Source organism: Algoriphagus locisalis (assembly GCF_900116615.1).
Lineage (GTDB): Bacteria > Bacteroidota > Bacteroidia > Cytophagales > Cyclobacteriaceae > Algoriphagus > Algoriphagus locisalis.
Genome location: NZ_FPBF01000005.1, coordinates 174074 through 189929 on the forward strand (window position 1 = coordinate 174074; position 15856 = coordinate 189929).

Here is a 15856-nt window from a genome sequence, read left to right on the forward strand (position 1 = left end):
TATTATCCCTACTTACAGGAGCTCTAATGACTGCTTGTAACATGGACTTAGAAACTGAACTGGAATATAAGAGCTATGAATTTTCAGGAATAGATGAGGATGCGGGTAACTGGAAACCGATATTAATTTCCTCTGGAAGCGAACTTGCCATTGATGCACCTTCTGGAGTAGCATCTGCTGAGTTTTTGGCAGAAGTGGAAGGAGTAAAATCTACTATTGCTTCAATGTCAGGTGATCAAAGGAAAAATGTAGATCATTGGACAAACAACGCCGTGCTCCGCTGGAATGAAGTCGCACTCGGATTGATAGCTAAGTATAATTTGATCCCGGGACCAAACGTAGATGAGTCTTATACGCTACCTAATCCAGCCAATCCAGCTGGTCCACCTGTGTTTCCTTTTTCTCACCCACCTTATGCAAGTAGAGCTTTGGCTTATCTTTCTGTGGCGCAATACGATGGGATGATTTCTGCCTGGCATTATAAATTTCAGTTCAAAAGACCTGCTCCTTATCAGGTGGATATGGATATTCCTCATGCCTATGTTTCAAACAATTTGCCTTCTTATCCTTCGGAAGGAGCAGTTTTAGCTACAGTTTCCAGAAAAATCCTAACAGCTATGTTTCCTTTGGAAGCAGATTATCTGAAAGAGCTGGAAGAGCAGCATTTGGAAAGCCTGATTTTGGCTGGTGAGAATGTGCCAAGCGATTTAGAAGCTGGGAAAAAGATCGGTGAAGAAATCGCTGGAATAGCCTTGGCAAGAGCAGCTGATGACGGAATGAAATATGCCCAGTCGCCTAAGGCCGTTTCTGATTCCTTGAGACAAGCCGCATTTGATCGCTTTGGCTGGCAGTGGGAAAATCTGGAAAGCCCGGTTCGACCGGTTGGATTAACCCCACTTTTTGGAAAAGTGAAAATGTGGAATGTTCAAAATGTAGAAGATACCAGACCTCCTGTTCCACCGGCACCAGGATCAGAGGCATTTGAGAAAGACATAAAAATACTTCAGGATTATGCGGATAATGTCACACATGAGCGCAGGAGAATCGCCAACTTCTGGCAAGATGGCTTGGGAACCTATACGCCTCCAGGGCACTGGAATGACATAGCTGGAGAATATATTCTGAAATATAAATTAAACTCCATTCGCACAGCACGCACATTTGCCTATATGAATATGGCAATTATGGACGGGGGAATTAGCTGCTGGGATGCGAAGTATTACTACTATTACCCGCGACCTATTCAGATGATCAAGGATTTTGAGACTATTGCAGGTACTCCAAATTTTCCTAGCTACACTTCAGGGCATTCAGTCTTTTCAGCAGCAGCTGCTTCTGTTTTGACATATATTTTCCCTCAGGAAGGAGAGATATTCCATGAATGGGCAGAAGAAGCGGCCATTTCTCGGGTTTATGGAGGTATTCACTGGACTTTTGATGCCACAGTGGGAACTACCCAAGGTAGAGATGTAGCCCAATACACCATCGATGTCGCCAAATCCGACGGCGCAGATGATTAATATGCTAAATAGAAAAATATGAATATACGGAATGATGCCAGTAACCAATATTTCTCTGCTCAACAGGCCGGAAGACCCCTGCCCGACAGCAGGCGGGGATGACCGATGACTCCCGCATTGGCGGGACAGGCTGAAGTGGCCTCAATTCTTAAGTTTAACATATCCTATGCTGCTTTTGCCTGCTTACTGGCAGAAAGGCGGATATACATATAGAAAAAAGTCAAAGAGCCTTTGCGGGTTCTTTGACTTCTTTTTTCAGACTTTTTGTTGCCAAAACCATTAAGGAGATCGCTAAAATAAAGAGCAAGGCCGCAATAATTGAAAGCACATACACTTCATCTTTGAAGTTTTTCCAGGCAAAAAGTCCTAAGGAAGAAAGTGTAACCGTGAACATGAAAAACATGGGAATGGTCACAAATAGCGCATTGATGTTTTTCTTGATTAGCCAAACAGCGATTGTCAGTAAAGCAAGAGCTGCAAGTAATTGATTTGCTGAGCCGAAGATTGGCCAAAGTGTGGTGAATTCCCCTGAGAGCAAAAGCAAAATGGAGAATAAGACCACGATTCCTGTGGATACGTATCGGTTTTTAGCTAGAAATTGACCCGCTGCCTGTGGCACATCTTCGAAGTATTCCTGCAAAGTGAATCGAGCCAATCGGGTACATGTATCCAAAGTAGTAAGCGCGAAAGCCGAAACTGTAAGTGCTACAAACCCCACGGCAAATTCTTCTGAAATCCCCAAAGTTGCGATCATTCCGCCTAACCCTGTGGAGAAAAGTGCCACTGGACCTTCGCCGGAAAGGCGAGTAACATATTCTGATCTGGAAAGAATCACAACTGCTCCCACGGAAATAATTGCCAAAAACGATTCGATCAACATACCTCCAAAGCCTACCAACTTTGCATCTGATTCCTTATTCAATTGCTTGGAAGTAGTACCAGAAGCCACAAGTGAGTGGAATCCGCTAATGGCTCCGCAAGCTATGGTCACAAAAAGAACGGGGAAAATATAGCCAAGATTTTCATCGGATACATGGACTTCATTGCTCATTTCTATAGCAGGATTGGCTATAAACACGCCCAAGACAGCGGCTATGATCAATCCATAAAGCAAGAAACTATTGAGGTAATCACGGGGCTGAAGCAACATGCTCACAGGAGTCACCGAAGCAAGAAAGGCATAAGCCAAAAGTGCCAAAACCCATATTTTGTAATCCAGCACAAATGGAAGCTTCATTCCGAGATACACAAAGAAATACATCAAGATCACTCCTATTACAGTAATGATAATAAATGCTGTCTTCCGGTCACCAACCAATTTATTTACTATTCCGAAGCCTATGGCCAACAAAATAAAGAGTATTGAAGCTGACGCAACTCCAGGATTGGTGACAAAAGTCTTTGCTATAATATCTGAAAAAACGCCTATTACAAGAATTAGAGTGGAAAAACTGAAGATGACAAAGAGTTGTTTCCCTTTCATCCCAATTTGATTTCTGATGATTACTCCAATGGATTTTCCTTCAGTTTTTAGCGAAGTAGCCATGCTTCCCAAATCATGTACAGCACCAAAGAATATCCCCCCAACCAAAATCCAGATTACTGCCGGAATCCATCCAAAGGTCACTGCGATGATCGGCCCTACGATTGGCCCTGCTCCGGCAATCGAAGCAAAATGATGTCCTAAAACCACAATTGGCTTACTGGGCTCATAATCTACCCCGTCTCTATGGGTGTGAGATGGAGCTGGATTTTTATCATTTAGGCCAAATTTTCGGTACACATACCTCCCGTAAACCTTGTAGGCGATGAATAATATTACTGCGGAACTGAGGAGAAGAACGGCAAGGTTCATGTGTCATTATTTGGGTATATGTATATTTTTCAATGAAAAACCTACTCATTAGTATGCGAATTCAAAATAAGGTAAATATTAATCATTGAAAAAACGATTTTAAATAAAGCCCTGTGCGCTCAGATAAAATTGATTTGTCAGGCGATTACAGAGTTGGTTTTATTTAACGGATTTAACGACTAAATTTGTAACCTTTGATTCGTCAAAAACAACCTAAAAACTCAATATGGCTTGGTTTAAAAGAACTGACAAAGGCATCAAAACATCTACAGCTGAAAAGAAAGATGCACCTGATGGCCTTTGGTTTAAGACCCCAAACGGAAATATCATTCATACAAGAGAGCTGAAAAACAACGCTTACGTATGCCCAGATGATGATTTTCATGTAAAAATTGGTTCGAAGGAATATTTCGAAATTCTTTTTGACAACAATAAATTCAAGGAACTTGATGCCAACATGACATCTGGGGACCCTCTGAAATTCACCGATACCAAACCTTACGTTTCCCGAATAGAAGCTACGATCAAAAAAACAGAGTTGAATGACGCTGTGAGATCTGCTGTGGGCAAAATGAATGGATTGGACATCGTGATTTCCTGTATGGACTTTAATTTCATCGGTGGCTCAATGGGCTCGGTAGTGGGTGAAAAAATCGCTAGAGCTATAGACCATTCGCTGAAAAATAAGATACCATTCTTGATGATCTCAAAGTCTGGTGGAGCTAGAATGATGGAAGCTGGGTTTTCTTTAATGCAAATGGCTAAAACATCTGCCAAGCTTGCGTTGTTAGATCAAGCAGGTATTCCTTACATTTCTATGCTTACAGATCCGACGACTGGTGGAGTGACCGCTTCTTATGCCATGCTAGGGGATTTCAACATTGCAGAGCCTGAAGCGTTAATTGGTTTTGCGGGTCCTCGGGTTATTCGTGAGACGATCGGTAAGGATTTACCTAAAGGTTTCCAAAGTTCTGAGTTTGTGTTGGAGCATGGATTCCTGGATTTCATCGTAGATCGTCGTCAGTTGAAAAGCCGATTGACCACCTTACTTAGCCTTTTAAATAATTAATAGCGTTAGGACTAAAGGATTTAATTATTCAAGCCAAATTTGAACAGCGATTTGGTCTGTTTTAGTGATTAATAAATATATTTGTGCTCCCGTATTGGGCCAATCCATAAGAAAAATTAAACCAAAATTTCATGGGTTCAGTAATTATCACATCCATTGTAGCCTTTACAATAATCATACTGCTACTGGTATTTATTCTCCTTTTTGCCCAGTCCAAACTGGTCAATTCGGGTGATGTCAACATTGTAATCAATGGTGACGAGAGCTCTCCAATTGTAACTGCAGCGGGAACTACCCTGCTTTCTACACTAGGAGGCCAAAAAATCTTCCTTCCATCCGCTTGCGGTGGTGGCGGAACTTGCGCGATGTGTAAGTGTGTGGTCGAAGAAGGTGGAGGAGAAGTCCTTCCTACCGAAGTAGGTCACTTGAGCAGAGCAGAGCAGCAAAGTAACGTTCGTCTTGCATGTCAGGTGAAAGTGAAAAATGACATGAAGATCCGCGTTCCTGAGGAGATCTTTGGTATCAAGAAGTGGGAGTGTGAGGTTATCTCTAACTACAACGTTTCTACTTTTATCAAAGAATTCAAAGTGAAACTTCCTGAGGGAGAAACGCTTGACTTCGAAGCTGGTGGATATATTCAGATTGACGTTCCTGTGATCACAGTGAACTTCAAAGGGATGGATATCACTCCTCACCCTGATCTAGGTCACCCAGCAGACGTATATCAAAGTGATTGGGACAAGTTTGGTCTTTGGGACTTGACGATGAAGAATGACGAAGAGTTGTTCAGAGCTTACTCCATGGCCAATCACCCGGCTGAAGGTAATATTGTAATGCTTACGATTCGTATCGCTACTCCACCATGGGATAGAGCTAATAACAAATGGATGGATGTAAATCCAGGTGTTTGTTCCTCGTATGTGTTCTCTAGAGTTCCAGGCGATAAAGTGACTATTTCTGGTCCTTACGGTGAATTCCATATTAATCCTACCCAACGCGAGATGGTTTACATCGGTGGTGGTGCAGGTATGGCTCCATTGAGAGCGCAGATTTTCCACCTTTTCCACACCGAGAAGACTGGCAGAAAAGTATCTTACTGGTACGGTGGTAGATCTAAGAAGGAGCTTTTCTATGTTCCTCAGTTCAGAGACATCGAGAAAGAATTCCCTAATTTCCAGTTTAATATTGGTCTTTCTGAGCCACTTCCAGAAGACAATTGGAAAATCAAGAAAACTCCGGAAGATGAAGGTGATGGTTATGTTGGCTTCATTCACCAAGTATTATATGATAACTATCTGAAGGATCACCCTGAGCCAGACGAGGTGGAATACTACCTATGTGGCCCTCCTTTGATGAACTCAGCAGTGTTGAAGTTGCTGGATGATCTGGGAATTCCTCAGGAAAACATCCGATTCGATGACTTCGGAGGTTAATCAAAAACAAAAGATCCCGCTTCGGCGGGATTTTTTATTTAAGAGCCTTTTTTGATTATTTTTACCTTAGACTATCACCCCTTATGAATATCCAATCTTATTTTGATCCAGTTGCCGAATACCTTTGGCAGAAAAAATATCCAAACAATTCATTCTTTAAGCAAATCCATTTTTTCGGAGAGGAATTCCCAGATCTCAAAGGAGTACAGATTGCTTTGGTCGGGATCAAAGAAAATCGTGGTCTTGGCAAAATCGAGAGTGCCGACAGAGGAAGTAGTGAGATTCGGGAGAAGCTGTATGATTTAAAAAAAGGTTTTGGAGCTTATCGAGTAGCTGATTTAGGTGATTTGATTTCTGGAGAGAAATTAAGTGACACCTATCAAATGATGCAGGAGGTGGGAGATTACCTGATGAAGCATCAGATTCTCCCAATTTATTTTGGGGGGTCCCATGACTTGGATTATGGGCAATATTTGTCCTACCAGAAAATGAAAAAACTGGTCAGTTTGTTGACCGTAGATGCCAAATTGGATATGGAAGAAGAAGGTCCGCTTGCAGATCAGCATACGCAGGAGATCATTTTGCATCAGCCTAATTTTCTATTTTCCTCAGCCCATTTGGCTTATCAAAGCTTTTTGGTTGATCCTTCGCTGATCAATGTGGTTGAAAAGCTTTATTTTGAACATGTCCGCCTTGGAGAATTAAGAAGTGAATTCAAGGAAGTTGAGCCATTGATCAGAAATGCAGATTTATTGAGTTTTGACTTATGTGCCATCCAGTCTGCTGACGCTCCTGGAGCGGTGAATGCTGAGCCTTTTGGACTGACAGCAGAAGAAGCTTGCCAGATTTGCTGGTTTGCCGGTACCAATGAGAAGTTGAGTTCCATCGGGATTTATGGTTATGAGCCTTATTACGACGATGCAGCTAATAAGACTGCCAAAGTTGTTTCAGTTATGATTTGGTATTTCTTGGAAGGATTTTATTCCCGGAAAGATAGTCTTTCTTTCAAAAGCAGTGATTATACCAAATACACCGTTTCTCTGGACACCAAACCAAATACTTTGGTTTTCTATAAAAGTAAGCGAAGTGGCAAGTGGTGGATGGAGATTCCGCATAATGAAACTGAGAAATTTGATCGGGTCAGTACGGTTCCATGTAGCTATGCGGACTATCAGATGGCTCAAAAAGGTGAGATTCCTGAGCGATGGATCAATGCCCAAATCAAGCTGCTTTAATGAAGCTCTACACTAAACAGCAGCTTGCTTTGCGAAATGGACAGGATAAACCTGAGATTTGGGTAGCTTATCAAGGTGTAATATATGATGTGAGTAGCTCCAGACTTTGGAAGAAAGGCATGCATTACGAGCATTGGGCAGGGCAGGATCTGACAGAAGAACTGCCGGATGCACCGCACACCGAAAAAGTATTTGAGAAATTTCAAGCCGTTGGGCAATTAGCATAGATGATTTTAATCGCAGATAGTGGATCCAGCAAAACGGACTGGAGAGTAATTCATTCTGATCGTCGAATCAGTCAGCATCGGGGAATTGGGTTTAATCCCTATTACCAGACTTCAGAAGAGATGGCTATTCAAATGCAGGATGAATTTTTGATGAAGCTAGAGCCTGAGATCGAAGAAATATACTTCTATGGGGCAGGTTGCTCTTCTCCAGATCGAAAAAGCGAAGTGTCCTCAGCATTGAAAACTGTTTTTCCAACTGCTAAAATCATTATCGATCATGACCTCGCTGCGGCTGCCAAGTCCACTTGCGGTCATCAACCTGGGATAGCTTGTATCTTAGGAACCGGTTCAAATAGTTGTGATTACGATGGAGTTCAGATCGTCGATTCCCGTCCTGCACCAGGTTATATTTTTGGTGATGAAGGCGGTGGAGGATATGTCGGGAGAAAGCTGTTAAAGGATTTTATTAACGATGAGATGCCAGCCGAAATCAAAAAGGAACTCATTGAGAATTTCCATCTTAGCAATACAGTGATTCAGGAACATGTCTATCAGAAGCCATTTCCTAATCGCTACATGGCTAGCTTCTGCCGGTTTATCACCGAGCACAAGTCCAATCCCTATTGCTATATGCTTTATTATAACTCCTTTCAGGATTTCTTTAAGCAGCACGTGATGAAGTATTCAGGTTATACCGAGAAGCCGGTGAATTTTGTAGGATCTATAGCTTTTTATAACTCTGATATTCTTCGCAAAGCCGCCTCAGATGTGCAGATAAATGTAAATTTGATCATTGAAAGTCCGATTGCTGGCTTGACACTATATCACCAAGAGAAATTATGAAAGTAACTGAAAGCACTTCTCTTTATGACAATCTGGAGCAGATGGATGTCACTTCTATTCTTCAAAATATCAATAAAGAAGATAAAAAAGTGCCGCTAGCTGTGGAAAAAGTAATTCCTGAAATCAGCGCTCTGGTCGATGAAATTGTTCCTAGAATGGAGAAGGGTGGAAGATTAATTTATATAGGAGCAGGTACTAGTGGCCGACTTGGCGTATTGGATGCTTCAGAATGCCCGCCGACTTATGGGGTTCCTTTTGACTTGGTTCTCGGAATTATTGCAGGGGGAGATACAGCCATCAGGAAAGCTGTGGAAAATGCTGAGGATAATCCTGAGCAGGCCTGGAAGGATATTCTGGATTACGGATTTAATGCCAATGACACTGTGATCGGAATTGCTGCATCTGGGACTACTCCTTACGTTATCGGTGGGGTTAAGACTGCGAGAGAAAATGGCCTTTTAACTGGTAGTATCACTTGTAATCCAGATTCGCCTCTTTCCAAAGAAGTCGCTCACCCCATAGAAGCAGTAGTTGGGCCGGAGTTTATTACAGGAAGTACGCGAATGAAGTCCGGCACTGCGCAGAAACTTATTCTCAATATGATCTCCACCACCGTGATGATCAAGCTAGGTAAGGTCAAAGGCAATAAGATGGTCGATATGCAGCTTTCTAATGCGAAGCTGGTAGAGCGAGGTACCAAAATGATCATGGAAACTACCGGAGTAGATGAGGAAAAAGCGAAAGAGTTATTGCTCACTCAAGGTTCTGTGCGAAAAGCTACAGAATATTTCTATAAGTCAAAGAGCTAGATTAAAGAAACCTTCTAGGTTTTCATAATAGAATTTAAGGGATTGTTGGGTTCTAGGGAATTTCGTTAAAAACCTGGAAGGTTTACACGGGAGGAATAATTCCTAATCAGATGATTAGAAATCTCCAGATTGGTCTTACCTTTGCAGCCCGATTAAGGGGTTGAATTCCAATCGCTTAATCTTCACAATTTTATCCAGCAGTGATGCTGCAATTCTATGAAAGATAACAATTCGAAAAAGCCGTTTTTCGGCGAAGGAAAAAAAGATTCCAAACCTTCCAATTCAGGACAAAGAGGAGGTTACAAAGGAAAATCTGAAGGATTCAATAAATCCAACCACTCAGGATTTTCAAAGGCTGGCTCAGAAAATAAGTCATTCGGTAAAAATGAAGACGACTTTTCTGATTTCAAAAAGAAGCCAAGAACTAATAAGCAATCAGGATTCAAAACCTTAGGAGAGAAGAAGTTCGGTTCTAAATCTAATTTTGGTCCAAAGAAAGATCAAGGTTCTGATTTCTCAGAAAAGAAAGAATTTGGTGCTGGGAAAAAACAGTTTTTTGCAAAAAAAGAAGAATCAGAGGGGCCAAAGCCTTATAAAAGAGACTCTAAGTCTGCTAAGCCAACAGCTGCCGAAAAGCCAGATGGCCTTATTTATAAGGGTAGAGGAAAAGATCAAAAGCCAGTTTTTGCAGCTGGAAGACCAACCTATAAGTCAGATAAAAAAGATTCAAAGGGCTTTGGGAAGAAGCGTTTTGTAGATCAAGATACTAACGTAGAAAGACCTGACTATAATTTTGATGCGCTTCCTCAGAAGAAGAAAAAGATGGAGAGTGAGGATAACCTCATTCGACTGAATAAATACATTGCCAATTCCGGGATTTGTAGCCGAAGAGAAGCAGATTCTTTGATTAGTCAGGGTTTGGTGACTTTGAATGGTGAGGTTTGCACTGAGCTGGGCCGGAAAGTAAAGAAAACTGACCGTGTAGTATATCAAGGGAGAAAGATCAATCCTGAGAAACCGGTTTATGTGCTTTTGAATAAGCCAAAGGATTTTATCACCACCACCGAGGATCCTATGGATAGAAAGACCGTGATGAATCTAGTGGGTAATGCCTGTGAGGAACGTATTTTTCCTGTAGGTCGATTGGATAGAAATACTACTGGACTTTTATTGTTTACCAATGATGGCGAATTGGCAGCTAAGCTTTCACATCCTTCCAATGAGATCAAAAAGATCTATCAGGTGACTTTAGATAAGCCGCTTACGAAGAAAGACGAGGAAGACATCATTGAAGGTTTGACGCTTGAAGATGGTAAAGCTGATGTAGATGATATGCAAGTGCTGTCTTTAGATAGAACTATCCTTGGTTTGGAGATTCATATCGGTAGAAACAGAATTGTGCGTAGAATCTTTGCACATTTGGGCTATGAAGTCACTGCGCTGGATAGAGTAGTTTATGCAGGCTTGGATAAAAAAGATTTGAAACGTGGACATTATCGATTCCTCTCTGAGCAGGAAGTGATTCGACTAAAGTTCTTTATATAAGTAAAAGGCTCCCAATCGGGAGCTTTTTTCATACAAACCCTTTCAACCCTTGAAGCAAATCCCTCTTGGTAATCAACCCACCTTTTCTCCACAGAATTTTACCTTTTTTGAAAAGAATATAATTAGGTATCGAGCGTACCGCAAATTGTTGGGCTAGTTGGGGGCTTTTATCAATATTGATTTTTAGCAACTTGATTTTACCTAGCTCATTTAGCACCTCATCTATAATAGGATCCATGGTTTGGCAGGGCCCGCACCAGTCTGCATAGAAATCGACTAATACAGCCTCCTGACTCTTACTTATTATATCTTTTGGGTTTCGCTTTGGCATGACTATTCTAGTTCTGTTAAAAGTTAATCCGATAATTGGTAAAATCCCCTGCGGCAACTACGAAATCTTTAACCCTTAACAATTAACCTTCATTCTCTTTGCGCCAACCTCTATGTGCTTTGCGGTTAAAGCTTACAAAAAAAGCCGCTAACTCGATCTCGAATTAGCGGCCTCCTTGTTTGTTTTGGTTAATTAATTTCCAGCCGGAGCTGCTGGCGCGGCTGGCATTTCTAGACCTAATTTAGTCAAGACCAACTCAGTGAATTTGTCTTCTTCCTTAGTGTAAAGAAGGATAGGAGCTTGTCCTGCTGACTCAGCGAAGATATGCGTGTAGTTGTTTTCAGCGGCTACTGCATTGATCGCGTTGATTACTTTAGTCTGTACTGGGGAAAGAAGCTCACCCAATTTTCTCTGGTAGCTGATCTGTGAATCATTTTCCATTTTCTGTAAACTTGCCTGAAGGTCAGTCAATTCCTTTTCTTTTGCTGCTCTTGCTTCCTCAGTCATAGTGCTCATGGCTTGCTGGTAAGTCTGTACTTGTCGCTGAAAATCTTCACCCTTCAACTGCATGGTTGTCTGTAGCTGAGTTTCGTAGTCTTTGATATCAGCAGCGATTTGCTCCATCTCTGGCATCAAATCCATGATAAATTCTACGTTGGTATAACCAATCTTTACATCTTGAGCCTGAGCTGCGAACCCTACGCAAAGCAATGCTACTGCGGAAAGGATAACTTTTACTTTCATATGAATTTGTTTTGTTTTTTAATGGCCAAATGAAACCTCGCTCAGTTTCGAATCAGTTAGATTTTGATTCTAACATTTGCTCGATTTCATCCTTTCGGTGTTTTTATTGTTTGTTGTCTTCTATTCCCAATTCCTCTAAGACGAACTCCGAATAGTCATGCCTTGGATCAGTGTAGATAATCGCAGAAGGATCTGCTGCTTTATCAAACAACATTCCAAGGTTGTTTCTTCTTGTCACTCGCTCGATAGCATCGTAGATTTTGGATTGAAGGGGCTGCATGAGTTCCGCTTGTTTTTGGAAATACTGCCCATCTATACCGAAAACCCTGCTATTGAATTCTTGGGATTCTTTTTGTTTCAATTTTATGTCTTCCAGCCGTTGCTGGTACATTTCTTCTGTGAGGAGCACCTCCTCTGCTTTTAATTGGACAGTAAGTTCTTTGATCTGTTTATCCAAATTTTGTGCCTCTTTCTTCCATTCTGAGCTGATGTTCTCTAGCTCCTGTTGGATAATTGCATAATCTGGATGCTTGTTTAGAATGTATTCCGAATCAATGTATCCAATCTTTTGAGCCGCTAAAGGTGCTGCCTGTAGCACAAGGAGCAGCAAAAATACAATTTTCAGTGATTTATTCATGGGTTTGGGAAATTAACAATGGCCAAATTATAGTGCATTCTTAGAATGTCAATTTTTGCATAAATTAACTATTCCCCTCTCCAAATCCATGCTTATCGAATTTGCTGTCCTATGGTAAAGTGGAATTGTGAGCCACTTCTTTGAGTCGAGCCAGGAATGGCGTCAAATCCATATCCCCAGTCTATTCCTAATAGACCAAATGCCGGCATAAAGATTCTAGCTCCCATACCTGCAGATTTCTTTAGATCATATGGGTTGAAGTCTTTATAAGAGCCCCAGTTGTTCCCTGCCTCTGCAAAACCAAGAACAAAGATGGTAGCCGAAGGATTTGGTGAGATTAGATACCTAACCTCCATCACATATTTATTATATACTACTCCACCATAAGGCTCAGCTCCTTCTTGTCCCCTGGTATCTCTACCTGGAGTGAGAGACTGGTTTTCATATCCACGTAGTCCGATTATCTCCTGACCCAAGGCAAAGTTGTTCATAGTCATGCCATCTCCCCCTAGCACGAATCTTTCCAGAGGAATGATTCCTAGCTTACTGCCATAGGAACCCAAGAAGCCCATGTGAGCTCTGGCACTAGCCACTAATTTATTTGAGCCAAATAAAGGGGTGTAAACGGACGCATCAAACATCCACTTGTGGTATTCCAGCCACTTATACTTTTCCTGATCAGTTGACTCTTCAGTTATATTCTTGTTCAAAGAAGTATAGGGTGGGGTGAAAGCTGCAGATAAGGTGACATTCGACCCGAATCTTGGATAAGTAGGATTGTCAATATTGACTCTAGAAACTGTAGTATTCCAAGTAAGACTATTAGAGGTTCCCGTTGGATAGCTTAGGCCGAATGAGGTGCCAAACTCATCAAACTCATAGATCTGGAATTGCAAGGAGTTACTGAAATAAAAGTTATCATCCGGCCAAGTTACCCGCTTGGACAAACCTAATGTGGCTCCTGTAATTTTAAAAAAGCCTAATTCATCCCCAAAGCTATTTTGGTTGTAGAAATCTACCTGACGCTGTACAGAGTGGTTGAATGAGAAACTTAATGCATTTGGTTTTTTGCCACCAAACCATGGTTCTGTCAAGGATACTGAGTAGTTCTGGAATGACCTACCGTTTGCCTGCACACGTAAAGAAAGCTTTTGGCCATCGCCCACAGGTAGTGGATCCCACTTCGAGAAGTCCTTAATATTCTTCAGTGAGAAGTTGTTGAACGAAAGCCCCACTGTACCTACGAATCCGTAGAATCCTCCCCAACCACCGGAAAGCTCAATCTGATCATTGGGCCTTTCTTCAAGTTCGAAAGTAATGTCCACCGTCGCTGCTTCAAAGTTTGGTCTTAAGTCCGGATTGATTTTCTCAGGGTCAAAATAACCCAATGTGGAGAGTTCACGAATGGTACGAACTAAGAGCTCTCTGTTGAATTTTTGACCTGGGAGAATACGGATCTCACGCATGACTACGTGGTCAGATGTACGCTCATTCCCTTTGATATTGACAGAGTTTACGGTCACTTGAGGGCCTTCAAAGATCCTCATTTCCATATCGATGGAGTCTTCGAATACATTCACCTCAACTGGATCAATGGAGAAGAAGAGGTACCCATCATTTTGATACAAAGAACTTACGTCATCTCCTCTAGCTGGGTCGTAGTTTAACCGCTTGTCCAGTTGTTCTTTGTTGTAAACATCACCTTTTTGTATGCCCAGTTTTGCAAGGAGCACTTGGTCAGGGTGAATAAAGTTACCGTTGAATGTGATATTTCTGTAATAGTATTTTTTGCCTTCTTCTAGCGCAATATCAATGTTGATTTTATCCTCGCCAAAGTTGTAAACGGAGTCTGCCACGATTTTGGCATCGCGATAACCTCTACTTTGGTAAAAGTTGATCACATTATCTTTATCATTCCTATACTCTTTTGGAATGTACTTGGATCCGTTAAAGAAATTAAGTTTGAAGTTCTTGTTGATGTATTCTTTTACATCTTCATGAGATGCAGAATCTGTGTATAAAACTGTGTTCTTTATATCCTCAGCACTGGCATCGGTCAGTCTAGAATATCCGTCTTTAAAGACACTAACTCTTGCGTGCTCTTTGGTTTTCTTCAGCTTCTTCTTGAGCTTGGTATCATTCAGTTCTTCATTGCCATAAAATTCGATTTCGTTGATTCTTACTTTCGAATTTTGCTCCACATCAAAGATTAATTTTACGGAATTCGGAAGGGTAGTATCTCTTTCTTGCTTGATTTTCACATCCGCATTCATGAAACCTTTATCCAAGTAATATTTTTCAATATTCCTTTTGGCATTGTTCAGTACGTCATCACGCACTACACGTCCTCGGATGTTTACTTTGTCTCGAAGTTCACTTTCTTGGGTTTTATTCATCCCTGTGAACTCTACTCTGGAGAATCTAGGACGCTCCGTCAAATCAAGGAGTAAGTAGATATCATCACCCTCAATTTTAGTCACCAGGATTTTCACATCTCCGATGATCCCTTGTCCCCATAGCTTTTTCAGAGCATTGGATATAGCATCTCCCGGCACCTCTATTTTGTCATCTACTTTCAATCCAGATAAGGAAAGAATGGCGATTTCATCCAAGGTGGTAAGACCCACAGCTTTTATTTCTGCGATTCTATAGGTTTGAGGCTTTACGTAGTTCAGCTCCAAAATATCGATTGGCTTGCTTGTGGCATAGCGACTTTGACCCAAACGTATTTGCGCCATTGCTGAACTTGCCCAAACCAGACAAAACAGAATCAGTAAACTTTTTTTCATTAATTACTTAAGATTTAACTTGCTCACCCGTTTTGCCAAATCTCCTTTCCCGTGATTGGAAGTCGGAGACCGCAGCAAATAGATGCTCTCTTCTAAAATCCGGCCATAGTACAGGAGTGAAATACAACTCCGTGTAGGCCAATTGCCAAAGTAGAAAATTGCTAATTCGGTACTCTCCACTAGTTCTGATCATTAATTCAGGATCAGGATAGGCGGTAGTTTCCAAATGTTCGGCCATTACTTTTTGGGTAATGTCGGCGACATTCAATTTTCCTTCTGAGACTTTTTGAGCAATGTGTTTAGCTGCATGAGTGAGCTCCCAGTGACCGCTGTAGCTGAGGGCTAAGATCACTTTGAGACCCGTATTTTTTGAGGTGATTTCCTTCACTCTCATCAGTGTTTTATGTGCTGATGGGGGTAGGCTATCTACATCTCCAATACTTTCTAATTTGAAGTTGCCATTCATCAGCATAGGAATCTCATCAGACATGGTCTTCACCAGCAGCTCCATCAATCCATCGACTTCAGCTTTTGGTCTAGACCAATTTTCAGTGGAGAAAGAGAATAAGGTCAGGTATTTTACGCCTAAACTATCTGCTCCTTCTATAGCTTCCTTTACTGCCTTGGTGGCATTTTTGTGCCCAAATATCCGCATAGCCCCTTTTTTCGTGGCCCAGCGTCCATTGCCGTCCATGATAATAGCAATATGCTTTGGGATGTTGTTGTTGTCAGATACTTCCTTCATTCCAGCCGTCTCCGGTTCCTTACTTTTTTGGAGGTACAAAAATGCCATTTCTTTTCCAAATATTAGCCCTAGGG

General features: G+C 41.5%; 14 protein-coding genes. 8 read left to right on the forward strand and 6 right to left on the reverse strand.

Going from position 1 to position 15856, the window contains the following annotated elements:
* Positions 1-41: 41 nt before the first annotated feature.
* On the forward strand, positions 42-1520 hold the full coding sequence (locus BM386_RS14755; protein WP_244545539.1) for a vanadium-dependent haloperoxidase: 1479 nt from the start codon (positions 42-44) through the stop codon (positions 1518-1520).
* Between the two features lie 220 nt (positions 1521-1740).
* Here the strand turns inward: BM386_RS14755 and BM386_RS14760 are convergent, their stop codons facing one another.
* Entirely contained in the window at positions 1741-3375 is a 1635-nt protein-coding gene (locus BM386_RS14760; protein WP_091695697.1) for a carbon starvation CstA family protein, read from the reverse strand.
* Positions 3376-3601: 226 nt separating this feature from the next.
* On the opposite strand from BM386_RS14760, the gene accD reads away from it, so the two are divergent.
* The 7 genes from accD (at position 3602) to BM386_RS14795 (ending at position 10536) form a co-directional block, all read left to right on the forward strand.
* Positions 3602-4444, forward strand: a complete 843-nt coding sequence (gene accD, locus BM386_RS14765) for an acetyl-CoA carboxylase, carboxyltransferase subunit beta (protein ID WP_091695699.1) — start codon at positions 3602-3604, stop codon at positions 4442-4444.
* 131 nt (positions 4445-4575) lie between these two features.
* Positions 4576-5877 carry an NADH:ubiquinone reductase (Na(+)-transporting) subunit F gene (gene nqrF / locus BM386_RS14770; RefSeq protein ID WP_091695701.1) on the forward strand — a complete coding sequence of 434 codons (1302 nt, stop codon included), beginning with the start codon at positions 4576-4578 and terminating at the stop codon, positions 5875-5877.
* 83 nt (positions 5878-5960) lie between these two features.
* Positions 5961-7112: a formimidoylglutamase gene (locus BM386_RS14775; RefSeq protein ID WP_091695703.1), complete on the forward strand. Its 1152-nt coding sequence runs from the start codon at positions 5961-5963 to the stop codon at positions 7110-7112.
* Positions 7112-7339, forward strand: a complete 228-nt coding sequence (locus BM386_RS14780; protein ID WP_091696132.1) for a cytochrome b5 domain-containing protein — start codon at positions 7112-7114, stop codon at positions 7337-7339. Before BM386_RS14775 ends, BM386_RS14780 begins: the two co-directional genes overlap by 1 nt.
* Positions 7340-8182 (forward strand): N-acetylglucosamine kinase, encoded by an 843-nt coding sequence (locus tag BM386_RS14785; RefSeq protein WP_091695705.1) that lies wholly within the window; start codon positions 7340-7342, stop codon positions 8180-8182. It begins immediately after the preceding gene.
* Complete coding sequence (murQ, locus tag BM386_RS14790; RefSeq protein ID WP_091695706.1) at positions 8179-8991, forward strand: N-acetylmuramic acid 6-phosphate etherase; 813 nt, start codon at positions 8179-8181, stop codon at positions 8989-8991. The genes BM386_RS14785 and murQ overlap by 4 nt, the downstream gene beginning before the upstream one ends.
* Positions 8992-9207: 216 nt before the next feature.
* Entirely contained in the window at positions 9208-10536 is a 1329-nt protein-coding gene (locus BM386_RS14795; protein ID WP_091695708.1) for a pseudouridine synthase, read from the forward strand.
* 28 nt (positions 10537-10564) lie between these two features.
* On the opposite strand, the gene trxA is transcribed toward BM386_RS14795, so the two are convergent.
* The 5 genes from trxA to BM386_RS14820 all read right to left on the reverse strand — a co-directional run bounded on the left by trxA (position 10565) and on the right by BM386_RS14820 (position 15830).
* Complete coding sequence (trxA, locus tag BM386_RS14800; RefSeq protein ID WP_091695710.1) at positions 10565-10867, reverse strand: thioredoxin; 303 nt, start codon at positions 10865-10867, stop codon at positions 10565-10567.
* Between the two features lie 192 nt (positions 10868-11059).
* Positions 11060-11611, reverse strand: coding sequence for an OmpH/Skp family outer membrane protein (locus BM386_RS14805; RefSeq protein WP_091695712.1), 552 nt, complete (start codon positions 11609-11611; stop codon positions 11060-11062).
* A 103-nt stretch (positions 11612-11714) separates the two neighbouring features.
* Positions 11715-12248 (reverse strand): OmpH/Skp family outer membrane protein, encoded by a 534-nt coding sequence (locus BM386_RS14810; RefSeq protein WP_091695714.1) that lies wholly within the window; start codon positions 12246-12248, stop codon positions 11715-11717.
* Between the two features lie 92 nt (positions 12249-12340).
* On the reverse strand, positions 12341-15037 hold the full coding sequence (locus BM386_RS14815; RefSeq protein ID WP_091695716.1) for a BamA/OMP85 family outer membrane protein: 2697 nt from the start codon (positions 15035-15037) through the stop codon (positions 12341-12343).
* A gap of 7 nt (positions 15038-15044) precedes the next feature.
* Positions 15045-15830: an isoprenyl transferase gene (locus tag BM386_RS14820; RefSeq protein WP_091695718.1), complete on the reverse strand. Its 786-nt coding sequence runs from the start codon at positions 15828-15830 to the stop codon at positions 15045-15047.
* Positions 15831-15856 lie beyond the last annotated feature (26 nt).